The organism is Aeromonas sp. s8, from assembly GCF_040907785.1.
Classification (GTDB): domain Bacteria; phylum Pseudomonadota; class Gammaproteobacteria; order Enterobacterales; family Aeromonadaceae; genus Aeromonas; species Aeromonas veronii.
In genome coordinates this window covers 13,045-35,797 of record NZ_JBFOCL010000004.1, presented here as the reverse complement: position 1 = coordinate 35,797, position 22,753 = coordinate 13,045, and the positions used below count along the sequence as shown (strand labels likewise).

27 protein-coding genes are annotated in these 22,753 nt (G+C 59.3%); 9 read left to right on the top strand and 18 right to left on the bottom strand.

The annotated features are described in order from the left end of the window. Positions 1 to 159 precede the first annotated feature (159 nt). Genes AB5Y86_RS00690 through AB5Y86_RS00680 form a run of 3 tightly spaced genes read right to left on the bottom strand, consistent with a single transcriptional unit; the run spans position 160 to position 2,485 of the window. Positions 160 to 747, bottom strand: a complete 588-nt coding sequence (locus AB5Y86_RS00690; protein WP_167556728.1) for a peptidylprolyl isomerase — start codon at positions 745 to 747, stop codon at positions 160 to 162. Between the two features lie 2 nt (positions 748 to 749). Beyond that, complete coding sequence (locus AB5Y86_RS00685) at positions 750 to 1,334, bottom strand: YajG family lipoprotein (RefSeq protein WP_005349692.1); 585 nt, start codon at positions 1,332 to 1,334, stop codon at positions 750 to 752. A 17-nt stretch (positions 1,335 to 1,351) separates the two neighbouring features. Beyond that, a complete protein-coding gene (locus AB5Y86_RS00680; RefSeq protein WP_368191747.1) occupies positions 1,352 to 2,485 on the bottom strand; it encodes a methyltransferase in 1,134 nt (377 codons plus the stop codon). 205 nt (positions 2,486 to 2,690) lie between these two features. On the opposite strand from AB5Y86_RS00680, the gene AB5Y86_RS00675 reads away from it, so the two are divergent. The 9 genes from AB5Y86_RS00675 to nqrM all read left to right on the top strand — a co-directional run bounded on the left by AB5Y86_RS00675 (position 2,691) and on the right by nqrM (position 10,550). Continuing rightward, positions 2,691 to 3,005 carry a BolA family transcriptional regulator gene (locus tag AB5Y86_RS00675; RefSeq protein ID WP_042053239.1) on the top strand — a complete coding sequence of 105 codons (315 nt, stop codon included), beginning with the start codon at positions 2,691 to 2,693 and terminating at the stop codon, positions 3,003 to 3,005. Between the two features lie 434 nt (positions 3,006 to 3,439). Beyond that, entirely contained in the window at positions 3,440 to 4,783 is a 1,344-nt protein-coding gene (locus AB5Y86_RS00670; RefSeq protein ID WP_005349684.1) for a Na(+)-translocating NADH-quinone reductase subunit A, read from the top strand. 3 nt (positions 4,784 to 4,786) lie between these two features. Beyond that, the gene (locus AB5Y86_RS00665; RefSeq protein ID WP_005338642.1) at positions 4,787 to 6,016 is read left to right on the top strand and encodes an NADH:ubiquinone reductase (Na(+)-transporting) subunit B; all 1,230 of its coding nucleotides are present in this window, start codon (positions 4,787 to 4,789) and stop codon (positions 6,014 to 6,016) included. Further along, positions 6,006 to 6,794, top strand: coding sequence for a Na(+)-translocating NADH-quinone reductase subunit C (locus AB5Y86_RS00660; protein ID WP_005358609.1), 789 nt, complete (start codon positions 6,006 to 6,008; stop codon positions 6,792 to 6,794). The genes AB5Y86_RS00665 and AB5Y86_RS00660 overlap by 11 nt, the downstream gene beginning before the upstream one ends. Beyond that, positions 6,787 to 7,419, top strand: coding sequence for an NADH:ubiquinone reductase (Na(+)-transporting) subunit D (locus AB5Y86_RS00655; RefSeq protein WP_005338644.1), 633 nt, complete (start codon positions 6,787 to 6,789; stop codon positions 7,417 to 7,419). Before AB5Y86_RS00660 ends, AB5Y86_RS00655 begins: the two co-directional genes overlap by 8 nt. 3 nt (positions 7,420 to 7,422) lie before the next feature. Beyond that, positions 7,423 to 8,019, top strand: a complete 597-nt coding sequence (nqrE, locus tag AB5Y86_RS00650; RefSeq protein ID WP_005338645.1) for an NADH:ubiquinone reductase (Na(+)-transporting) subunit E — start codon at positions 7,423 to 7,425, stop codon at positions 8,017 to 8,019. Between the two features lie 32 nt (positions 8,020 to 8,051). Then, entirely contained in the window at positions 8,052 to 9,275 is a 1,224-nt protein-coding gene (nqrF, locus tag AB5Y86_RS00645) for an NADH:ubiquinone reductase (Na(+)-transporting) subunit F (RefSeq protein WP_005338656.1), read from the top strand. A 3-nt stretch (positions 9,276 to 9,278) separates the two neighbouring features. Then, complete coding sequence (locus AB5Y86_RS00640; protein WP_005338666.1) at positions 9,279 to 10,316, top strand: FAD:protein FMN transferase ApbE; 1,038 nt, start codon at positions 9,279 to 9,281, stop codon at positions 10,314 to 10,316. Positions 10,317 to 10,325: 9 nt separating this feature from the next. After that, on the top strand, positions 10,326 to 10,550 hold the full coding sequence (nqrM, locus tag AB5Y86_RS00635; protein ID WP_005338668.1) for a (Na+)-NQR maturation NqrM: 225 nt from the start codon (positions 10,326 to 10,328) through the stop codon (positions 10,548 to 10,550). A gap of 73 nt (positions 10,551 to 10,623) precedes the next feature. Here nqrM and AB5Y86_RS00630 read toward each other — a convergent pair whose 3' ends face one another. From AB5Y86_RS00630 to AB5Y86_RS00560, 15 genes are all read right to left on the bottom strand, one after another. Then, positions 10,624 to 11,163 (bottom strand): DUF3833 domain-containing protein, encoded by a 540-nt coding sequence (locus AB5Y86_RS00630; RefSeq protein ID WP_368191745.1) that lies wholly within the window; start codon positions 11,161 to 11,163, stop codon positions 10,624 to 10,626. Between the two features lie 14 nt (positions 11,164 to 11,177). Next, positions 11,178 to 11,720 (bottom strand): chalcone isomerase family protein, encoded by a 543-nt coding sequence (locus tag AB5Y86_RS00625; protein WP_206900357.1) that lies wholly within the window; start codon positions 11,718 to 11,720, stop codon positions 11,178 to 11,180. Next, positions 11,677 to 11,898 carry a TIGR02450 family Trp-rich protein gene (locus tag AB5Y86_RS00620; RefSeq protein ID WP_005338671.1) on the bottom strand — a complete coding sequence of 74 codons (222 nt, stop codon included), beginning with the start codon at positions 11,896 to 11,898 and terminating at the stop codon, positions 11,677 to 11,679. The genes AB5Y86_RS00625 and AB5Y86_RS00620 overlap by 44 nt, the downstream gene beginning before the upstream one ends. Next, positions 11,895 to 12,371, bottom strand: a complete 477-nt coding sequence (locus tag AB5Y86_RS00615) for a DUF2878 domain-containing protein (protein ID WP_368191742.1) — start codon at positions 12,369 to 12,371, stop codon at positions 11,895 to 11,897. The genes AB5Y86_RS00620 and AB5Y86_RS00615 overlap by 4 nt, the downstream gene beginning before the upstream one ends. A 2-nt stretch (positions 12,372 to 12,373) precedes the next feature. After that, positions 12,374 to 13,630: a cyclopropane-fatty-acyl-phospholipid synthase family protein gene (locus tag AB5Y86_RS00610; RefSeq protein ID WP_227095944.1), complete on the bottom strand. Its 1,257-nt coding sequence runs from the start codon at positions 13,628 to 13,630 to the stop codon at positions 12,374 to 12,376. Then, entirely contained in the window at positions 13,630 to 14,412 is a 783-nt protein-coding gene (locus AB5Y86_RS00605) for a DUF1365 domain-containing protein (protein WP_227095943.1), read from the bottom strand. The genes AB5Y86_RS00610 and AB5Y86_RS00605 overlap by 1 nt, the downstream gene beginning before the upstream one ends. After that, positions 14,409 to 15,668 carry an NAD(P)/FAD-dependent oxidoreductase gene (locus AB5Y86_RS00600; RefSeq protein ID WP_368191741.1) on the bottom strand — a complete coding sequence of 420 codons (1,260 nt, stop codon included), beginning with the start codon at positions 15,666 to 15,668 and terminating at the stop codon, positions 14,409 to 14,411. The genes AB5Y86_RS00605 and AB5Y86_RS00600 overlap by 4 nt, the downstream gene beginning before the upstream one ends. Then, positions 15,665 to 16,399 carry an SDR family NAD(P)-dependent oxidoreductase gene (locus AB5Y86_RS00595; RefSeq protein ID WP_368191739.1) on the bottom strand — a complete coding sequence of 245 codons (735 nt, stop codon included), beginning with the start codon at positions 16,397 to 16,399 and terminating at the stop codon, positions 15,665 to 15,667. Before AB5Y86_RS00595 ends, AB5Y86_RS00600 begins: the two co-directional genes overlap by 4 nt. After that, a complete protein-coding gene (locus AB5Y86_RS00590) occupies positions 16,396 to 16,824 on the bottom strand; it encodes a nuclear transport factor 2 family protein (RefSeq protein ID WP_139410959.1) in 429 nt (142 codons plus the stop codon). The genes AB5Y86_RS00595 and AB5Y86_RS00590 overlap by 4 nt, the downstream gene beginning before the upstream one ends. Before the next feature lies 1 nt (position 16,825). Then, a complete protein-coding gene (gene phrB, locus AB5Y86_RS00585) occupies positions 16,826 to 18,247 on the bottom strand; it encodes a deoxyribodipyrimidine photo-lyase (protein ID WP_368191737.1) in 1,422 nt (473 codons plus the stop codon). After that, complete coding sequence (locus AB5Y86_RS00580; protein WP_368191735.1) at positions 18,244 to 19,131, bottom strand: MerR family transcriptional regulator; 888 nt, start codon at positions 19,129 to 19,131, stop codon at positions 18,244 to 18,246. Before AB5Y86_RS00580 ends, phrB begins: the two co-directional genes overlap by 4 nt. Positions 19,132 to 19,200: 69 nt before the next feature. Further along, on the bottom strand, positions 19,201 to 20,148 hold the full coding sequence (locus AB5Y86_RS00575) for a DUF523 and DUF1722 domain-containing protein (RefSeq protein ID WP_040096502.1): 948 nt from the start codon (positions 20,146 to 20,148) through the stop codon (positions 19,201 to 19,203). A gap of 180 nt (positions 20,149 to 20,328) precedes the next feature. Next, positions 20,329 to 20,976, bottom strand: coding sequence for an autotransporter (locus AB5Y86_RS00570; protein WP_005349637.1), 648 nt, complete (start codon positions 20,974 to 20,976; stop codon positions 20,329 to 20,331). A 189-nt stretch (positions 20,977 to 21,165) separates the two neighbouring features. Then, positions 21,166 to 21,738: a DUF3157 family protein gene (locus tag AB5Y86_RS00565; RefSeq protein WP_368191733.1), complete on the bottom strand. Its 573-nt coding sequence runs from the start codon at positions 21,736 to 21,738 to the stop codon at positions 21,166 to 21,168. A 106-nt stretch (positions 21,739 to 21,844) separates the two neighbouring features. Further along, entirely contained in the window at positions 21,845 to 22,681 is an 837-nt protein-coding gene (locus AB5Y86_RS00560; RefSeq protein ID WP_368191731.1) for a hypothetical protein, read from the bottom strand. Positions 22,682 to 22,753 lie beyond the last annotated feature (72 nt).

The window sequence follows — 22,753 nt, the reverse complement described above, 5'->3', positions numbered from 1 at the left end:
TGGAAAAGTGCGTCATTTTGGCAGGTTGATGGCAGATAGCCAAGGCGAGCAAAGAGATAGGCAAAAGAAGTCCGGATAGAGAAAAGGCCCATCCTGAACGGGATGAGCCTTGTATTGTGACCTGACGAGGGCGAGGTGACGAACCGCGTCCGGCGAGAGTTACTTGCCCGCTTTCTTGTCGACTTTCTTGTCTGCCGGAGTTTCTGCCAGCAAGACCACCTTCTTCAGAATGATGGGACTGGTCGGCACATCGTTGGCGCGCAGAATGGGGCTGTAACCGGTCTGTACCTGAGCCAGTTTGTCCAGCACCTCCATCCCCTGAACCACCTGACCGAACACGGTATAACCCGCAGAGCTACCGGCGTTGAGGTTATTGTTGTCGACCAGATTGAAGTAGAACTGGCGAGTAGCGCTGTCGACCGCCTGGGTGCGAGCCATGGCGATGGAGCCACGCTTGTTGGGCAGACCGCCACGCGACTCGTTGACCACAGGCTCATAAGTCGGCAGTTGCTGGAACTGCTGGTTGTAGCCCCCACCCTGCACCACGAAATCCTGGATCACCCGGTGGAAGATGCTGCCGTCATAGCTGCCATCAGCCACGTAGCGCAGGAAGTTCTTCACCGTCTGGGGCGCCTGCTTGGACGCCAGCTCAACCACGATATTGCCGTGGTTGGTCTCCATTCTGACTTTCGGGCCTGCAAACGCCAGCGGGGCGATAAGCATGGCCAGCAACCAGAGTTTTTTCATCATCAAACCCCTGCACCGTTCGGTTGACCTTTCAGGTAACCGCGCAGCGCATCATCCGCCATGATCTGCTGCAGCACGCTACCCAGTTGCAGGTTCAGTGTAGACTCCAGATCGGCCATGCTTGGCTCGCTCGGGCTCTCCTTGCTGGAGGACATGTTGAACTGCTTGGTCAGACGGTTGCCCTGGAAATCGGCGATCACCTGCAGGCTGACGCGGGACTTGGTGACATAGGTAAAGGTCTTCTCTTCCACATTGACTGCGGCGTTGGAGATCACCAGCGTCAGGTTGGTGGTGCCACTGTTGCCCACTTCGAGACCCTGGCTGCGCAGCCCTTCGGCCAGCCGCTCTGCCATCAGCAGATTGAGCGGACGCTCGCTGTTGACCAGCACGGGGGCTTTCTCTTTATGTTTAATGGAGAAGACGTAGGCAGCCTCACGCTTGTCTACCCCTTCCATGGTGATGCGATTGCCAGAATAGTATTGCTGGTTGGCGGGGATCACCTGCGGATTGAGCAGCGCCGTCTCCGGCCAATGGGTGGCACAACCGCCCAGCATCAGGGCGGCCAGCAGCAAGAGTGACTTTTTCATCATGGTTTCCTTTGGCTTTAGCGTTTGATGGCTTTCAAAATAACGAATTTGCTGTTCGACGCAACGACTTGTGCGTTGGCAAACAAGCGCTTGAGTTTGTTGTGATAGTCCAGATGACGGTTGCCTACTATCCAGAGTTCACCCCCTTGAGGCAACACCCGGTGCGCATCACTGAACATCTGCCAGGCGATATGATCGGTGATCGCCTGTAGCTGATGGAAAGGAGGGTTGCAGAGGATCCGATCCGCCGAGCCGACCGCCACCCCGTCGAGACAGTTATTGATCATAAAGTGGGCGCGCGGCAGTGCATCGGGCAGATTGTGCTCGACGTTGAGCTGTGCCGAGGCGACTGCCATATAGGATTCATCGATAAAGGTCACCTCCACCTCGCTATCTTTGGCGAGCAGCGACAACCCCAACACCCCGTTGCCACAGCCCAGATCGATCACCTTGCGGGCACTGTGGATGGGCAGATTGTCCAGCATAAAACGGGCACCGATATCGAGACTGGTGCGCGAGAAGACATTGGCATGGTTGTGGATGAGCATCCCACTCCCCTCCAGCGGCCAGACAGTCGGGAAGGGGTTGGCCAGCGCGGGACGTTCTGCCTGCGGCTCGCAGTGAATGAGGCGCGCCTTCTTCCAGGCTAGCGAGGTACGGGTAGGCCCCAAATACTTCTCGAACAACTTGAGGGTGGAAGTATGAATATCCTTCGCCTTGCCGGCAGCAATAACGCGGGTTGCCGGTGTCACTACCGCACGCAATGCCAGCAGTTGCTGCTCCAATAGAGCCTGATATTTGGAGACCTTGATCACCACAAGTGCTGGGGCATCGGGCAGCGGCGCCAGCGCATCCTGCAAGCGGATGCCACCCGCATCCAGTCCGTTTTCGGCCAAATTGGCCAGGGTCGCCCGCTCACTGATGTAGGAGTCGGTGACGCAGCAGGGGGAGTACGGATGCAGATAGGCCGCCAGCGCGCCAAAGCCATCATTCATGATGATGACGGGGCCCGCCTGCTCGAGGGGAGACTCCGCCAGGGTGTTGATCAGGTATTCGTCAGCCGCATCCCAGGCTTGCAGGGTCTCCTGACTCAGGCGCGGATAGCGGTAGAGCGTGAGCTGGCAATGGGGAGTGTCGAGAAGGGTTTGCATAGGAAGAGTCCAACCTCGGCTTGATTCGTGTATACAGGCGCCAGGGGCGACGCAAAGTGCGCGCTATTCTAGCGAGGAGCAGGAATTTCACCAGTTCGATGCGCATCAAGGGGGCAACTGACAGGTGATTTCCCTCTTACGGGGGCTTATTCCATCCCGCGACTGCCGATAGAATGGCCCGACATTCACTCTGGAAGCCGATCCGATGACCATCCAACAACTGATTGAAGCCAAGCTGACCGCCGCCCTCTCCCCCACCGTGCTGGAGGTGATCAACGAGAGCCACATGCACCGTGTGGAACCGGGATCTGAGAGCCACTTCAAGGTGGTGATCGTCAGCGAGCAATTTGCAGGGCAGCGGCTGCTGGCACGCCATCGTCAGGTCAATTCGGTGTTGGCCGACGAGCTGGCCGGTGCCGTTCATGCACTGGCACTGCATACCTACACAGAGACCGAGTGGCAGGAAAAAGGCCACGCCCCGCGCACCCCGAGCTGTGTTGGCAAACCGTCACTCTCCTGAAACCGGTTGTACCACAGGATTTTCCTCGAGAACCTGCCAACAAAAATTAAACATATTTCCCCCATTGGCCCCGAAAAGGCTACATCCAAGGGGGTATATTTCGACATCAAGGCTTTTTGCTGATAGTGGAGACAAAGGCAAATACCCCCATCGAGGTATCGAAATAAAAAAACCTTTAAAACCACTACTTACAAGGTGTCAGGGGCTTATTCATTGCAGGTTAATTTTGTGATGGCACGGGGATTTTGCCCATTTGGCATGGCAGAAAATGCACCTTAAGTGGTAAACTCAAGCGCTTTTGAGTGAGCCTGCATGTTGAATAATTGTTGAGCCTGCCCACCTGGCGCAACCACAACATCGACTCATTCAACCACCCGTCGTGATGTATTTCTCGGCGCTAACCAACCTCTCCCGTAACGGTAGTGCAAGTAAGTATGATTACAATCAAAAGAGGACTGGACATCCCCGTGCTGGGTGCGCCAGAGCAAGTAATCTACGATGGCCCCGCCATCACCCGTGTTGCGACACTGGGCGAGGAGTTTGTGGGGATGCGACCTACTATGTTCGTCAAAGTAGGTGATCGCGTCATCAAAGGTCAGGATCTTTTTGAAGACAAGAAGAATCCGGGCGTTAAATTCACAGCTCCTGCCACCGGTGTGGTTTCAGAGATCAACCGTGGTGCCAAACGTGTTCTCCAGTCTGTGGTCATCGACCTCGACGGTTCCGATGAACAGGTGACGTTTGAGCATTTTGCCTCTGCCGAGCTGGCCAAGCTCGAGCGCAGCAAGGTGCAAGAGATCCTGGTCGCATCAGGTCAGTGGACTGCGTTGCGTACCCGTCCGTTCAGCAAAGTCCCCGCGGTAGCGTCTGCCCCGCGCGCCATCTTTGTGACTGCAATGGACACCAACCCGCTGGCAGCCGATGCCGAGCTGATTATCAAGGAACAGCCGCAGGCCTTCCTCGATGGTCTGGCCGTATTGACCCGCCTGACCGACGGCGCCGTCTACGTCTGTAAAGGCGAAGGCAGTCTGCCCCACTCTCCGCTGGCTCAGGTCAAGGAAGAGATCTTCGTTGGTCCGCACCCTGCCGGTCTGCCGGGTACCCATATCCACTTCCTGGATCCGGTCAGCAGCACCAAGGTGCAGTGGCACATCAACTATCAGGATGTGATTGCATTCGGCAAGCTGTTCACCACCGGTCAGATCTTCACTGACAAGGTGATCGCGCTGGCTGGCCCGAACGTGCTCAAGCCGCGTCTGCTGCGTACCCGTCTGGGCGCCTGCATCAGTCAGCTCACCAATAATGAGCTGCGTGCCGACGAAAACCGTATCATCTCCGGTTCTATCCTGAGTGGTGCCAAAGCCGAAGGTGTTCACGACTACCTGGGGCGCTACCACAATCAGGTTTGCGTGCTGGGTGAAGGTCGCGAGAAAGAGTTCCTGGGCTGGATCAACCCCAGCGCCAACAAGTTCTCTATCACCCGTACCACCCTCTCTCATCTGATGAAGGGCAAGCTGATCAACTTCACCACCACTACCAACGGTAGTGACCGTTCCATGGTGCCTATCGGCAACTATGAGCGGGTGATGCCACTCGACATCCTGCCGACCCTGCTGCTGCGGGACATGGTCTCCGGCGATACCGACGGTGCGCAAGCACTGGGCTGCCTGGAGCTGGATGAGGAAGATTTGGCGCTCTGTACCTTTGTCTGCCCCGGCAAGACAGAGTACGGCCCGATCTTGCGTGAGTGCCTGACCAAGATTGAACTGGAAGGTTAAGCGATGAGTTTCAAGCAACTTCTTGAAAATATGGAACACCACTTCGAACCGGGTGGAAAGTACGCCAAGTACTATGCCCTGTTCGAAGCGGCGTACACCCTGTTCTACACCCCGGGTAGCGTTACCCGCAACGCCTCCCACGTTCGTGATGCGCTCGATCTGAAGCGCATGATGATCATGGTGTGGCTGGCCGTGTTCCCGGCCATGTTCTGGGGCATGTACAACGTTGGTAACCAGGCGATTGCCGCCATTGCCCACATGGGCTCGGCTGCTGGTGCCAGCAGCTGGCAATATGCCCTGGCTACCATGCTGGGCGCCTCCCTCGATCCGGCTGTTGCCGGTATCGGCAGCAAAATGCTGATTGGCGCCACCCACTTCTTCCCGATCTACATCACCGTCTTCTTTGTCGGTGGTTTCTGGGAAGTGCTGTTCGCCATGGTACGCAAACACGAGATCAACGAAGGCTTCTTCGTAACCTCCATCCTGTTTGCCCTGATCGTGCCGCCCGAGCTGCCCCTGTGGCAAGCTGCGCTGGGTATCACCTTCGGTGTGGTGATGGCCAAAGAGGTGTTCGGTGGTACCGGCAAGAACTTCCTGAACCCGGCGCTGGCTGGTCGTGCGTTTCTGTTCTTCGCCTACCCGGGCCAGATCTCCGGTGACGCCGTGTGGGTTGCAGTTGACGGCTTCTCCGGCGCGACTGCCCTGAGCCAGTGGGCCCAAGGCGGCCAGATGGCGCTGATCAACGGTGCAACCGGCCAGGCTATCAGCTGGATGGACGCTTTCCTGGGTAACCTGCCGGGTTCCATCGGTGAAGTCTCTACCCTGATGATCCTGCTGGGTGCCGCCATGATCGTCTACATGCGCATCGCCTCCTGGCGTATCATCGCCGGCGTGATGATCGGTATGATCGCAACCTCCCTGCTGTTCAACGTAATCGGTTCCGATACCAACCCCATGTTCAACATGCCGTGGCACTGGCATCTGGTACTGGGTGGCTTCGCCTTCGGTATGGCCTTCATGGCGACCGACCCTGTCTCCGCAGCCTTTACCAACAAAGGCAAGTGGTGGTATGGCGCCCTGATCGGCGTAATGGTCGTGCTGGTTCGCGTGGTCAACCCTGCGTTCCCGGAAGGCATGATGCTGGCCATTCTGTTTGCGAACCTGTTTGCTCCCCTGTTTGACCACTTCGTCGCTCAGGCAAACATCAAGCGGAGGATTGCTCGTGGCGTTTAATAAAGATTCAACCCTCGGCACCGTCAGCGTGGTCACCGGCCTGTGTCTGGCCTGTTCCATCGTGGTATCTGTTGCCGCCGTGGGCCTGCGTTCTACCCAGCAGGAAAACAAGGCGCTGGACAAGCAGAGCAACATTCTCTCCGTAGCCGGTGTGGATGTGAGCGAAGTGGCCAAGCGCGACCTGGCCAAACTGTATGGCGAGAAGATCGAAGCGCGTCTGGTGGATCTGGCGACCGGTGACTTTGTTGACGGCGATGCCGACAACTTCGACACCAAGCAGGCAGCCAAAGATCCGGCCCGCAGCATCCGTCTTGCCGCCGCTGACGACAAGGCCAGCCTGCGTCAGATCTCCAAGCAGATCCCGGTATTCTTCGCCAAGGATGCCGAAGGCAAGATCGACAGCATCATCCTGCCCATCTACGGTCAGGGTCTGTGGTCGACCATGTATGCCTTCGTCGCCGTTGCCGCTGATGGCCAGACCATCAAGGGCATCACCTACTATGACCACGGTGAAACACCGGGTCTGGGTGGCGAGATCGAAAACCCGGCCTGGCAGGCGCTGTTCAAGGACAAGAAACTGTTCGACCAGAATGGCATGCCGGCGCTGCGCGTCATCAAGGGCCATGCTCCGGCGGGCTCCGAGCACGAGATCGATGGTCTCTCCGGTGCCACTCTGACCGGTAACGGCGTACAGCATACCTTCGACTTCTGGATGGGTCCCAAGGGCTTCGGTCCTTTCCTGGCCAAGGTTCGTGCAGGAGAAATCAACAATGGCTGACAAGAGCGAAATGAAGAAGTTGCTGTTGACGCCTGTGCTGGGTAACAACCCCATCGCCTTGCAGGTGCTGGGCGTCTGTTCTGCACTGGCGGTTACCAGCCAGATGAAAACTGCGTTTGTAATGACCCTCGCGGTCATGGCGGTCACCGCCTTCTCAAACCTGTTCATCTCCCTGATCCGCAACCAGATCCCGAACAGCGTCCGGATCATCGTGCAGATGGCGATCATCGCCTCACTGGTTATCGTAGTTGACCAGGTGCTCAAGGCGTACGCCTATGACATCTCCAAGCAACTGTCGGTCTTCGTGGGTCTGATCATCACCAACTGTATCGTAATGGGCCGCGCTGAAGCATACGCCATGAAGAGTGCCCCGCTGCCCTCCTTCCTGGATGGTATCGGCAACGGTCTGGGCTATGGCGCCATTCTGCTGAGTGTCGCGACCGTGCGTGAACTGCTGGGCTCCGGCACCTGGTTCGGCATCGAGCTGCTGCCGCTGGTGAACAACGGTGGCTGGTATGTGCCCAACGGCCTGCTGCTGCTGCCGCCGAGTGCATTCTTCATCATTGGTCTGATCATTTGGGGCGTACGCACCAAGGATCCCAAGCAGGTGGAGGCGAAGGATTAAGGTATGGAACACTATCTGAGTCTGTTGATTAAATCGATCTTCATCGAAAACCTGGCACTCTCCTTCTTCCTGGGGATGTGTACCTTCCTGGCGGTGTCCAAGAAGGTAAAGACCTCCATGGGTCTGGGTATTGCCGTTATTGTGGTGCAGACCATCGCGGTTCCTGCCAACAACCTGATCTACAACTACGTGCTTAAAGATGGCGCTCTGGTATCCGGTCTGGATCTGAGCTTCCTGAGCTTCATCACCTTCATCGGTGTGATTGCAGCACTGGTACAGATCCTGGAGATGGCGCTGGACAAGTACTTCCCGGCACTCTACAACGCGCTGGGTATCTTCCTGCCGCTCATCACCGTGAACTGCGCCATCTTCGGTGGCGTCTCCTTCATGGTGCAGCGTGACTACAACTTCATGGAGTCTGTGGTCTACGGTGTGGGTTCAGGGGCAGGCTGGATGCTGGCGATCGTTGCGCTGGCAGGTATCCGCGAGAAGATGAAGTATTCCGATGTTCCGGAAGGCCTGCGCGGTCTGGGCATCACCTTCATCACCGCCGGTCTGATGGCGCTGGGCTTCATGTCCTTCTCTGGTATCTCCCTGTAATCGGCTTTCCTGCAATCAGAAAGGAACGATAGATGGAAATTATTTTGGGTGTGGTCATGTTTACCGTGATCCTGCTGGCACTGGTGGCAGTCATTCTGTTCGCCAAGTCCAAGCTGGTGACCGCGGGCGACGTGACAATCAGCATCAATGGTGACCCGGCCAAGGCTGTGACCAGCCCGGCCGGTGGCAAGCTGCTCGGCGTGCTGGCTGGCAGCGGTATCTTCGTCTCCTCCGCCTGTGGCGGCGGTGGCTCCTGCGGCCAGTGCAAGGTACGGGTGAAATCCGGTGGTGGCGACATTCTGCCGACCGAACTGGATCACATCAGCAAGGGCGAAGCCCGTCATGGCGAGCGTCTGGCCTGTCAGGTTACCGTTCGCTCCGACATGGATATCGAACTGCCGGAAGAGATCTTCGGGGTGAAGAAGTGGGAATGTACTGTTATCTCCAACGATAACAAGGCCACCTTCATCAAGGAGCTCAAGCTGCAGATCCCCGATGGCGAGAGCGTGCCGTTCCGCGCCGGTGGTTATATCCAGATTGAAGCCCCGGCTCACCACGTGCACTACAAGAACTTCGATATTCCCGAGGAGTATCGCGGTGACTGGGATCGCTTCAAGATTTTTGAGCTGGAGTCCAAGGTCGATGAGCCGATCATCCGTGCCTACTCCATGGCCAACTATCCGGAAGAGTTCGGCATCATCATGCTGAACGTGCGTATTGCGACCCCGCCGCCCAGCAACTGGACTGCCCCTCCGGGACAGATGTCCTCCTACATCTTCAGCCTGAAGGCTGGCGACAAGGTGACTATCTCCGGTCCGTTCGGTGAGTTCTTCGCCAAAGACACCGATGCCGAAATGGTATTCATCGGTGGTGGTGCAGGTATGGCGCCGATGCGTTCCCATATCTTCGACCAGCTGCGTCGCCTGAAGTCCAAGCGCAAGATGAGCTTCTGGTACGGTGCCCGTTCCAAGCGCGAAATGTTCTATGTCGAAGACTTTGACATGCTCGCCGCCGAGAACGAGAACTTCACCTGGAACGTCGCGCTGTCTGATCCGCAACCGGAAGACAACTGGGACGGCTACACCGGCTTCATCCACAACGTGCTCTACGAGAACTATCTCAAGAACCACGAAGCACCGGAAGATTGCGAGTTCTACATGTGTGGACCTCCGGTGATGAACGCTGCCGTCATCAACATGCTCAAAGACTTGGGCGTTGAAGACGAAAACATCCTGTTGGATGACTTTGGTGGTTAATCCATGCACAGTGTTGTAAAGACCTGGCTAGCCTTCGGGCTAGCCTTTTTCTTGACTGGGTGCGGTCAGGAGACGGTCCAATCCAAACCGGAGATCCACATCACCGGTAGCACCATGGGCACTTACTACTCCATCAAGGTAGCGGACAGCGCCATCAGCGATCCGGCCAAGCTTCAAGCTGAGGTGGATGTGTTGCTGGAGCGGGTCAACGACCAGATGTCGACCTATCGCCCCGATTCCGAACTGTCACGCTTCAATCAGAGCCGTGACAACAAACCGGTAGTGGTCTCCCGCGATACCGCACGGGTCGTCACAGAGGCCATTCACATTGGCCGTGAGAGCCAGGGGGCGCTGGACGTCACCGTTGGCCCCTTGGTCAATCTGTGGGGCTTTGGCCCGGACAAGAAGCCGACCAAGGTCCCTTCCGACGAGCTGATCACCCAGACTCGCCAGAAGACCGGTCTGGGCAACCTGCACGTCATCACCTCGGTGGATGCCGACACCCTGCAAAAAGACATTCCGGATCTTTACGTCGATCTCTCTGCCATCGCCAAGGGCTTTGGTGTGGACAAGGTAGCCGAGTATCTGGAGTCACTGGGTGCGCGTAACTATCTGGTGGAGATTGGCGGCGAGCTGCGGATCAATGGCGTCAACGGCAAGGGTCACCCCTGGCGCGTGGCCATCGAGAAGCCCACCGCAGGCACCGGCACGGTGCAAGAGGTGATCGTGCCCGGTGACAACGGGGTGGCCACCTCTGGCGATTACCGCAACTACTATGAACTGGATGGTCAGCGCTTCTCCCACACCATAGATCCGCGCAGCGGCAAGCCGATCCAGCACCGTCTGGTGTCGGTCACCGTGATCCATCCCTCCTGCATGACTGCAGACGGGTTGGCCACCGTGTTTATGGTGATGGGGACCGAGAAAAGCCTGGCCTATGCCAACGAGCGCGGCCTGGCGATCTTCGTGATCACCAAGACGGACAACGGCTTTGAAGAGGCTTACTCCGATGCCTTCAAGCCCTATCTGGTCAAGAAGTAAGAGGTAGAGATGCAGATTTTTCTGATCACCTTCGGGGTATTCATGCTGGTGATAGCCGCCATGGCTATCGGTTACATCTTCCAGAAGAAGACCATCTCCGGCTCCTGTGGCGGTCTGGGTAGCGTCGGCATCGAGAAAGAGTGCGATTGCCCGGAACCCTGCGACAACCGCAAGAAGAAGATGGCCAAGGAAGAGGCCCGTCGCAAGATGCTAGAAGAGAACCGCATCATCTGATGACTCTGGTTTTTCGGTAAACAAAAGCGCGCCATCGGCGCGCTTTTTACTGGCCGTTATCTTGCGTTAACGGTCAGGGCTGACGTTCGATATAGAGGATCACTTCGCCAAGATGGATACCGAACTTGCTGATCTCGGCACGATTGATCAGACGATCTTCGTCCAGCAGGTACATCCAGTCATCGAAGCTCACCCGTACCACCTCGCCATCCGGCAGCGCCAGATCGAGCTGATAACGCCAGTTGAGGGCAAACCCTTGGCTTTTGCCCACCGCCTCCCCCACCACATCGGAAGCAGTACCTCGCCAATGACCATCATCGCCCTTGCTCAGATACCAGATACGGGTCTGCTGGCGGCCATCATCAAAGTAGAACTGCTCGAACAGCTCTCCCTTACCGTTCAGCCAGCGCCCCACCATCTCGACCCGAAAGCGACTGGTCACTTCGCCGCTGCGGTCGGTTACCAAGCCGTGAGCCACTAATTTACCGTTGAAGAAACGGGCGAGATCCCAGTTTGGCCCCTGCCCCCGATAGTCATCGAGACTGGCACCACAGCCGCTCAGCAGCAAAAAAGGGAGCAACAGCAACCAGCGGTATGCACGATAGAAAAACATTGGAAACTCCATGTTCAGGGTTGGCCACGCAGGCGGCGGGTCAGGGCAGGATCGCGGCTGTTGTCAGCCAGCCAGATGGCGAGAAAAGCGGCCGAGAATTGCGGATCGGCCAGAGTCCCGAGGGACTTCTCCTGCCACCAGAAGTGGCCTGCCCCGCCCTTGTCGACATAGAAGGTGAGCTTGTCGCCTGCCTGCACATCGGGCCAGAGTGCAGCGAGCTGGCCGAGCCAGCGCTGACGTTCAACCTCAGTGCCAAGACCGAGTCGCTGCCACTCGGCGGCAGTGGCGCTCAGCAGATCTTCCCGCTCGATGGATCTGGCATAGGTGAGGGTCAGGGCCTGCGGATAGTGACCGGGCTGATAGCGCCCGCTTTCACTATAGAGGGTGGCATCGTAGAGCTTGAACCAGAGCCAGTTCATCTCCCCCTGCCCGACCGGGCGCAACTGCTGCCAGGGGGCGGCAGAAGCCTGCACTGCGGTTGCAGCAAAGAGCGTAAACGCCAGCAGTAGCGGGTTAATTCCACCCCATATGCCAGTGGTTGGGGTCTTCCAGTTCATGCCAGTCCATCTCCTGTTCCTGCAGGGTGTTGATATCCTGCATCACCACCTGCACCAGCTGCCCCTGCGCATCCCGCTGGCAGGCAACCACCAGATAGAAGCGATCAGTCAGCTCATGCTGGCTCTCTTTGGTCCATTTGGAAAACAGCAACGAGTCGGTCGAAAAGGTGTTTGTCATGACTCACCCTCCAGCTTGACCATTACCCACAGGAGTACGGGTAACCACCACATCCAGATCACTGCCAGCAGCGCCGTGCTGCTCCAGATGCCCCAGGGTAAGTTTACTGCCCCCATGGCAGCCCCCGCCACATAGGAGGAGGCACCGCCAAACACGCCAAACAGCGCCTGCTGCCAGCGAGGCAAGCGCAGCAACCAGCGCATACCGTGGGCCAGCGTCAGGGCAAAACCGAACCAGAGCAGCACCAGCCAGAGGGGAAAACCGGACGGGAACCGGAACAGGCCGAGCTGCCAGAGCAGGGCATCCAGCAGACAGCCGACGACCGCGATGGGAAGCAGCCGCCAGTCACGCTGGCGGCTGGGTGAGAAGAGAAAGTGCAGCAGCAACATTGCCAGCAGCGGGCCCGGCTGCTGCCATTTCACCGCCAGCAACCAGTAGAGGTTGAACCCCAGCAGGTGAGCCCACTGCCACATGGTCAGTGACCGCTTACTGGCACATCACCCGACCAGCCAGCGGGCCCCGGCTTGGCGGCCTCCAGCTGTACCAGACTGATGGTGCGCTCCCAGAATCCCCCCTCGCAATAGGCGAAATAGAAGTGCCACAGCCGGATGAAATCCTGGCTGTAACCGAGCTTGGGCAGCTCGGGCGCCAACGCCAGAAAACGCTCGCACCAGTGAGCCAGGGTGCGGGCATAGTGATGGCCGTGATCGTGCAACCGTACCAGTTGCATGTCCGTCTCCCGCGCCAGCAACCCCGCCATCTGGGAGACACTCGGCAGACAGCCACCGGGGAAGATGTAGCGCTGGATAAAATCGACCCCGCGCAGATACTGGGCGTGGCGCTGATCGGCGATGGTGATGGCCTGGATGAGCAGGCGACCACCGGGTTTGAGCAGCCGCGACAGCTGGCGGAAATAGTCGGGTAGGAAGGCGTGGCCTACCGCCTCGATCATCTCGATGGAGACCAGCTTGTCATAGGTGCCCTCCAGCTTGCGGTAATCCTCCAGCAGCAAGGTGATGCGATCCCCCAGCCCCTCCCGTGCAATCCACTCCTTGGCATAGTCATGCTGGGCCCGGGAGATAGTCGTGGTGGTCACCCGGCAGCCATAGTGGCGGGCGGCATAGACGGCGAGGCCGCCCCAACCGGTGCCAATCTCCAGCAGATGATCATCAGGCCCCAGCGCCAACCGCTCGCAGATGGTGCGTAGTTTGGCCTGCTGACCCTCTTCGAGGGTGGCCTCGGCACTCGGATAGATGGCGCTCGAGTACTGCATATGGCTGTCGAGAAACCCCTGATAGAGGGTATTGCCGAGATCGTAGTGGGCAGCGATGTTGGAGCGCGAACCGGTCAAGGTATTGCGGTTGAGCCAGTGGCGCACCTTGTTGAACGGGAAACTGAGCCAGCCGAGGCGCCGCTCGAGGGAGTCAAGCAGGGTCAGGTTGCGGGCCAGCAGCCGCACCAGCGCCACCGGATCCGGGCTGGTCCAGAGCCCCTCCACCCAGGTTTCTCCGGCGGCAATACTGCCCCCCAGCAACAGGCGACGATAGAAGGCAGGATCCTGCACCACCAGTTCGGCATGCAGATCGGTACCCGCGACGCCAAAGCTGTGGCGCTCACCGCCATCCCGCAGCAGCAGCTGGCCATGTTCGAGGTGACCCAGCAGATTGAGCAGCAGTTGTCTTGCCCCCTTGTCGATGAAAGAGGCAGAGAGGGTTGATTGAGCAAGTTCCATTAGCGGCTCTCCGGATGGGTAAAAATCGGGGTTCGTTTGATAAATAGACGCAGGGCCTGCCAGTAGATCCCGAGCAGCACCTTCATGGTCATCCATGGCCAGCGGGCCAGCAGGGCCACCAGCCCCTTGCGCGACAGCGGCTGGCGCGTGAGCGCCAGGGTGGCGTCAAACAGCTTGGCTTCACCGAATACGGGATGACTCTCGATGTGGATCAGTGTCTCCTGCGCGGGCGGCCTGATCCGCCAGTGATAACGCATCGCCAGCCCCATAAAGGGGGAGACGTGAAAATCCTTGTCATGGGGCGCCAGCGCCGCCAGATCGAGCAGGTAGTAGTGACGCTCGTTCCAGGGGGTGTTCGACACCTCTGCCAGCAGATAGCGCGCCTCGCCCTGCCGGTAGCAGAAGTAGAAGTTGACCGGGCTGAAGTAGAACCCCAGACAGCGCACGTTGCCGAGCAGCAGTACCCGCCCCTCGGGCTCGGCATCGCCACCCAGCTCGCTCACCTTTTGCCACACTGCCTGCTTGAGGCTCCCCTCACTCCCCTTGAGATAGTCATGGCGGTGAAACGAAAGCAGTCCCGAGCGCTCCACCCCGAACCAGCGTCCCTGATCGAGCTGCGGCAGCTCGTCGAGATCCAGTCCCAGCATAAAGAGGCTGTAGGAGAAGACGTGGGGCCGCGGTGCAAAACGGCGGTGGCGCACCGAACCCTGCCAGATGGCGCTGGTGACACCGGCCAGTTCGTTGGCCCCCTCATGTTCGGTGGCCACAGTGGCGCCGTTCATAGCTCGGCTCCGAAGCGCCTGGCGACATCCAGCGCGCTGCGTACCCCATCCTCATGGAAGCCGTTGTACCAGTAGGCGCCGCAGAAGTGGGTGTGCTGTTGGCCGCAGATCTCCGCACGTCGCTGCTGGGCGGCGATGGAGGCCTGATTGAACACCGGATGGTGGTAGACGAAGCGGCGCAACACCTTGCTCTCATCCACCTTGCCCTTGGGGTTGAGGCTGACGCAGAAGGGCTCCGGCGAGCTCACCCCCTGCAGGATATTCATGTTGTAGCTCACCAGCGGCCGCGCCTCGTCATTGCCATCGAGCTGATAGTTCCAGCTTGCCCATGCCTTGCGGCGGGTGGGCAGGCAGCGGGCATCGGTATGGAGCCAGACATCGTTGGCCTGATAGGGCATGTCGCCGAGGATGGCCTGCTCCCGCTCGCCGGGATCCGCCAGCAGCGCCAGCGCCTGATCGCTGTGGCAGGCGAAGATCACCTCGTCAAACCGCTCCTCGCCGTAACTGCTCTGGATCACCACGCCGTCCGCGTCCCGCCGTACGCTCTGCACCGGACAGGCGAGGCGGATCTGCGACTGCCAACCCGCGGTAAGGGGGCCGATATATTCCCGCGAGCCACCCGGGATCACGTACCACTGGGGGCGATTGGCTACATCCAGCAGGCCGTGGTTGGCAAAAAAGCGCAGGAAGAAGCCAAGGGGGAAGGCGCGCATATCGGCCAGGGTCGATGACCAGATCGCCGCCCCCATCGGCAAGATGTAGTGGCGGGCGAAGTAGTCGCTAAACTCCCCCGCCAGCAAAAAATCCCCCAGCGTCAGCTCGGGGCCAGTCCCCTGATGCTGACCATCTGCCAGCCAGGCCCGTGCCTCCCGGTTGAACCGCAAAATCTCGGCGACAAAGCCGTAGAAACAGGGGCTCAACAGATTGCTGCGCTGGGCAAACAGGGTATCGAGGTTATGGCCGTTATACTCCAGCCCCTCCGGGCTCTTCACCGAGAAGCTCATCTCGGCCGGTTGCCGCGCCATGCCGATCCGTGCCAGCAACTTCAAGAAGTTGGGGTAGGTGCGATCGTTGAAGACGATAAAGCCGGTGTCGATGGCATAGCTGCGGCCAGCCTGATTCACATCAACAGTGGCGGTGTGCCCCCCCAGTGTCGACGCCGCCTCGAACAGGGTTATGTCATGGAGTTTGTGGAGCAGAAAACCGGCGGTGAGCCCCGAGATCCCTGAACCGACGATGGCGATCTTTTTCTTCATGAATGGCTTCCTTTCGATACGAGTGCGCGGCCAAGGCGCAGCCAGAGCCCCACCGGCAGCGCACCAAGCAGGCGCAGCAACCAGATGAAACGGCGGGGAAAGTGGATCTGGTGACGACCGGTGGTCAGCCCGTCCATGATGGCGCGGGAGGCCTCTTCCACCGTCACCAGACAGGGCATGGGAAAATCATTTTTGGCGGTGAGCGGCGTCTGGACAAAGCCGGGGCGGATCAGGGTTACTCCGATCCCTTTGCTGGCCAAATCGAGGCGCAAGGTATCCGCCAGATAGTCGAGGGCCGCCTTGGAGGCGCCATACGCCTCGGCTCGCGGCAGCGGCAGCCAGCTCACCGACGAGCTGACGATGGCCAGCCGTGACCCGGCCCCGAGCAACGGCAAGAAGGCGGCCAGCGCATGGCCGGTGGCGGTCAGATTGGTGTCGATGACACGGGCAAATAGCTCGCTGTCAAACCCCTCCGCCACATCCATGTACTCGCAGTTGCCTGCGTTGAGGATCAGCAGATCGAAGGATGGCAGCGTAGCAGCCACCCCGCTCATTGCGGCCAGATCCCGGGCATCGAACTGCAGCGGCGTGACACCATCCAGCCCCAGCGCCTTCAGCCGTTCACCATCTCGACCACAGCCCCACACCTGCCAGCCGGCGCGCCGGTAATCCAGCGCCAGTTGACGACCTATGCCGGAGGTCGCGCCTGTAATAAGCACTCGGCCACTCATGCGCCAAGCCTCATCTTGATGGTGCGCACCACGGGCCCGAGCAGCGGCAACTGCTCGTAGAGCATGGCGCCCAGGTCAAAATAGTCCCGGTGCTGGCACACCTTGCCCGCCTCGTCGAATTCGAGGCGGGTGGCCCCTTCCACCGTCACCGGCTCACCACCACGCAATCTGGGGTGAGAGAAGGTCATAGTCCAGCCGAGCCAGGCCTGCGGCCCTTGCTGCTGCTGACTGGTGATGACGAAGCGACAGTAGGCGAGGCGCTGATAGAGGGCGGCAAAATAGTCGCCAAGGGCCGCCAGCCCCTCGATACGGTGGGCCGGATCGATAAAGACCACCTGTTCGGCATAGACCTCGGGCAAGCGGTGCAACTGCTGTTTGTCCAGTTGCTGATAGAGGCCAATAAAGCGGGCCAGCGGCTCGTTCATCCTATTTCTCCAGAGAGCGAAACATCTCGATGGCTCTCACCCGGGCAACGGCGTGATCCACCATGGGTGCCGGATAATCCTGTCGCCCCTTGAGCCGCAGCCAGTCGTGGGGCTGATGCACATAAGCGGGGGGAATATCGGCAAGTTCAGTTACCCAAGTACGGATAAACTCCCCTTGTGGATCAAATCGTTGCCCCTGAGTGGTGGGGTTGAATACCCGAAAATAGGGCGCCGCATCGGCGCCGGTACCCGCAGCCCACTGCCAGCCGCCGTTGTTGGCTGCCAGATCGCCGTCGATGAGCCGACTCATGAAGTAATCCTCCCCGAGCCGCCAGTGGATATGGAGATCCTTGGTGAGAAAGCTCGCCACTATCATTCGCAGCCGGTTGTGCATCCAACCGGTGGTGTTGAGACAGCGCATCGCTGCATCAACGATGGGGTAGCCGGTACGGCCCTCGCACCAGGCGGCGAAGGCATCCGGATCCCAGCTCCACGGCAAGGCCGCCGTCTCGGGCTTGAAGGGGCGATTCATGGAAAGAGTCGGGATCAGCACCAGCAGATGGCGATAGAACTCGCGCCAGACCAGCTCATTGAGCCAGACAAAGCCGGGCTGGGCCTTGGACTGGGGCCGATAGCCAAGCCGCTGCTGGAGCGCCGCCACACACTGACGGGGACTGATGATGCCGGTCGCCAGATAGGGGGAGAGCACGGACGTGCCCGCGATGGCAGGAAAATCACGGGTCTCCCCATAGTCGAGCACCGCCTGCTCCAGAAAAATGTTCAAACGACGCAGAGCTTCTGCCTCCCCCACTGGCCAGCGTGGATCAGGCGTCAGCTCGCCGAGCGCCTCATCAACCCACGCCCGCTCGGCCAGCGGCTGCCACGGCAACGACTCGCCACGCGGTGTTGGCGCCCGATGAATGACAAACCCCTCCTCGTCGAGTGCCTTGAGCCAGGCACGGCTGAAAGGGGTGAAAACCTTGAACATCTCCCCCGAGCCGGTCAGCACCCGCCCCGGTGGCAATACGCAACAGCCGTTGAGCCAGTGACAACTCCCCCCCTGCTCTGCCAGCGCAGCGCTGACGGCATGGTCGCGGCGCTGCTCGTCGAGCTCGATAGCCTGATTGGCATAGAGCTGGGTCACCCCCAGCTCGCGGCTTAAATCAGCCAACGCAGCGGGCACTTCGGCAAAGGTCTCCACTCGCAGCAGATGGAGCGGAATGCCGAGCGCCGCCAGCTCACGGCCCAATTCATCCACCTGCGCCAACATAAAGCGCTGGCGGATGGGGGCCATCTTGTGCTGCCGCCACTGAGTGGGAGAGATGATAAAGAGCGCGGCGACCGGCTCATCACCGGCGCAGGCATGCCGCAAAGCCGGGTTGTCGGCAAGGCGCAGATCATTGCGCAACCAGACCAGTTTCATGACTTTTTCCTCCCACGTCCGCTGGCACCAGCCGCAGCAGGTGCGTCTGCCATCAGCTCGGCAAGGCTCGCCTGCCAGCCGTGGGCTTGCAGCCACTCACTATCGTAGAGGCGCCCCAGCTCGCCAAACAGGCGCGTACCTGCGGGCCACCCGGCGGCCAGATCCTGCTTGCCAAGCCCGGTCCCCAGCAGTACCAGCCAAGGGGTAACGGCACGCCCCTCCAGCAGGCTGGCATGGCGCGGCTCGACCGCCCCCAGCAGTTGCACCTCATAACCCTGACCGATCAACTCGTAGGCGGCCCAGACCAAATCGAGGGGGCCGACTTGCCCCCAACTCGCCAGCGTGATCGGCACGCCCTTCTCCTGCTCGATCAGGTGGCGGGCGAAGCGGGTATGGAGCCAGCCCAGCCACACCTGTTGCAGCAGCTCGCCATCCGGCCGCTCGCGCCACAGCCCCAGCAGCCGCTCCACCAGCGGTTGCAGTATCCGGCTGCGCACCAGCTCGAACGGGTAGCTAGCCAGCAAATCGTTGAGCTCAGCCTCCGCCTTGCGCTGGTTGAAGGCGAGCAGCGCCTGACTGAACTGCTCCAGGGTCTGCTGCCAGTGATCGCTCACCGGCTCGGAATGGGGTTCACTCAAGAGCCCCTTCACCTGCCCGATACTCACTCCCCGCTCCAGCCAGCTCAGGATCTCGCCGATTTGGAGGATATCCTGCTCGCTGTAGAGGCGGTGGCCCTTTTCGGTGCGAGCCGGTTGCACCAGACCGTAGCGGCGCTGCCAGGCGCGCAGGGTCACGGCGTTGACGCCGGTGAGGCGGGAGACCTCGCGAATGGGGTAGATCCCCTCATCAGCCAGAGGAGCAACTTCTTGCGATAAATCAGACATGACAACGTCCATCAAACAGAGGGGTAAGGCTCCCCGGCGCAAACCATGCGCCGGGGCAACAGAACGGATTCAGAGCCCGTAACGCAATTTGAGTGTATCGGGGTGCGGATTGAGATAAACCTGCTCGGCAAGATAGGGATTGGGGTATTCGCGCAGGTAGTGGCGGATCAGGGTGAGCGGCACCAGCAAGGGGAATATGCCGGTGCGGTACTTGTCGATGGTATCGGCCAGCTCCTGCTTCTGGGCCGGGGTCAGCACCCGCTTGAAGTAGCCCTGCAGGTGCATCAGCACATTGGTGTGACTGCGGCGGTTGGCTCGCAGGGTCAGCGCCGTCATCAATCCCTTGATGTAGTTGTCGGCCACCTCCTGCAAATTGGTGGACTTGCCCAGATTGCCGAGCAGCTTGCCGAGGATGCGGTAGTGGGTGGTGGCATGGGAGAGCACCAGATACTTGTAGCGGGAGTGGAAGCGGATCAGCGCAGAGGCGGTAATGCCGCGGGCGCAGAGCTGCTGCCAGTCGTGGTAGGCAAAGACCCGCAGCACGAAGTTCTCCCGCAGGATGGGGTCGCACAGGCGGCCATCTTCCTCTACCGGCAGCAGGGGGTTGGCCTCCATCAACGCCTTGGCAAAGAGGCCAATCCCCTCCTTGGCGCTCCCCTCGTTGTTGGCGCCATAGACCTTGACCCTCTCCATGCCACAGCTGGGGGATTTGGCGCAGAGGATATAGCCGGAGATAAAGTCGAGCTGACGGGCTTTCTGCTCGCTGAAGGCAATCAGCTTTTCGGTGACATCGAAGCTGCCGTTGCTCGCCTCGGCGCGGATCTCGCCGTGACGCTTGACCAACCGGATGGCGGCGCGAGGCGCCCCCAGACCGATGGCCATCTCGGGACAGACGGGGTGGTAGTCAAAGTGAGCGCCAAGATCCCGTTCGCAGAAGCTGGAGCGCTTGTGGCCCCCATCGAAACGTACCTCTTGTCCCAGCAAGCAGGCACTGATACCGACTTTAATCTTGTACATGATAACGCTCCTTGTATAAGCATTGATTCAGTTATAGCAGTTATACAAAAAAATGAAAGTTGTATAACTATTTGCGACTGATACGACACAAGGAGAAAAAAGGGATCACCGGAAAAAGAAAAAACCCATGGCGAACGCCATGGGTAAAAAACAAGACACTACGGACTACGGGAAGGGGGATTAGAAGCTGTACTTCACACCCAGGCTGGAGATGGAACCTTTTTGCAGATCCCAGTTGCGATAGGTGTAATCGGCAGTCAGCGCCCAGTTCTGGTTGAGCTTGTAGGCGCCGCCCACCTTGAAGTCGTGCATATCGTCGGTCATGTTGGCGTAGCGATAAGCGGTGGAGAGCTCGACATTGCCGATGTCGTAGCGCAGACCCACTTCACCGTACATGCTGCCGCTGCTCTTGCGGCTCACCAGATCCCAGCCCTTAACGTCATACGCCTGCTCGCGCTCCATGGTGTAACCCATCAGACCGGTTTCACCGTAGAGGTTCAGGCCAGTGCTAAGCGGGGTGAAAACACCGATACCCAGGCTGCCGATCCCCATGCTGTCATTGCCGTGCTGGGCAGAGGTGCCCTCGGAGAGCAGACGACCATAGAAGTTGTTGGAGAACGATTTGGAGAGATCCAGCGTCACACCGCCAAAATCGCGAGTGCCCTGATTGCTGGCATCACGGGGGAACAGCGGGTTGTTGTTCAGATAGTCGGATTTGGTGTGCGCCCAGGTAGCCGCGCCCTTGGCGTAGCTAAAGGCATCCTGCGCCATGACGGAAGTAGAGGCAAACCCGGCCAGAACCAGAAGAGAGACTGTTGCTTTTTTCATGATGATAACTCCATGTGATTGGGCCCGTTGCTAGCGAGCTGGTATGGAGTCATTGTGCGGTCAGGTTCCCGGCTTGCCGAGCTGCAAGCTGTTGCAGAACCATGTCAGATGTAAGCAGATATTGCAGGGGGTGTCAGCGGCAACAAGTTGCCGGCCCAAGCGGTTTGCATGGGCCGGAACAACGCCAAATCAGCGGAAGACCACCTCGTCAATTTCAACCCGCACCAGCGGCTGACCGGTCAATCCGGCAGGACGGGGGATCTCGAGGGCCAGCGACGGACGGGCTTGCCCCTTGCGCAGATAGGTCTCCGGCAGGCGGTTCTCGGCAACCCAGAAGCGGGCCTCCTGACGGCTCAGCTGCACCCCGTCAGCACTGAACAGGGTCACCATGCCACGCACCCCGACTACATTGCGGGTGCCGATATTGCTCACCATAAAGGTCAGCACCAGCGGGTCAGATCCCTCGATCTTGTCCAGCTTGACCACCACACCGTCACGCGCCATCTGGGCAAGCAGGTCCGGATTGGCCTTGGCCTGATCGGTCAGCACCGGAGCAGCGACGGCCACCACGGCTCCAGCCTTCCCATCAGCAGCCACGCCCTGCACGGGCTCGGCCGGTTTGACCACCAGATACTCCCAGGTGAAGTCGTCGTTGAGCTGAACCTGCCGACCATCGGGCAGCGTCACCTGAGAAAGAGGGGCAGCCTGCGCCAGTACGGGGGAGAGGCACAGGGCAATCAGCAGACGGGAGTAGGGTTTCATAGGGCGAAGCTCGGTAACGGGTGAAAGGGCGACAGTATAAACAGTCCCGTCGCCCCTTGCCTATGACAGCACTCACGTTCTGGCACCCGCATCGCTTGCCCGCAGGCTAGATGGCGAGATCGTGCCGCTCTTTCTGTGCCATATCCAGGGTCACCAGATCGAACTTGCTCCCCTTGAGGGCGGACAAAATATCCGATTGCATATCAAAGGCCTGCGCACGCTGATGCTCGGGTAGACGCACCCGGGCCAGGGTGGTGGAGCAGTCACACAGGGTATGGAAAAAGACCTGTGCCTCGTCCAGCCCCATGTCGGCCAGCATCTGCTCGGCCTGATCCACCATTCGCAGATAACGCTGCTCAAGCTGCCGTGGATTGGTGAAGCGATTGCTGAGGCAACCGTTGCTCCCCTTGCCCCAACGACCGAGCTGACGCTTGTTGAAACCGTAACGATAATCGCGGCGCATCAATCCGTTGTCGGCAAAAAACCAGATGGTGTTGGCAGGCAGAGACCCGAACTGGGCAAGATAATCATCACGCTCCTCCACCGCTGCCGGAACCAGCAACGGCAGATGAGTCCATTCCGGACGAGTCTGCACATACTCACCAATGCGGCGAACCGGGTCGATCAGCCCTTCAATATTTGGCAGGCGATCGCAAAAGACGATCTCGTCACTCTTGATGACCCAGTGATCGATGCCATAACGCTGGCAATAACGACGGGCACGGGCCACTTCGCTGCGACTGCGGGTCGGATTATCGAGGGTAATTGCGTGGATTTTCACACCGGCAGCGCGGCACAGCTCGATGCTGTAGCAGGATTCCAACCGTCCCGAAAAAGAGACAACCAGCTCGTCAAAACTTGCCAGTCGCTCAATCAGCAGCTGTTCCCTGGCTTGAAAAGAGTGATCATATCCCTGATTCAGTACAACTACATTGGCACCCATTAAACAGCTCCGGATGATGAACAGGTGCAGTATTGTGCGGCAAACAAACTGAATAGACCCTTAAAGAGTCTG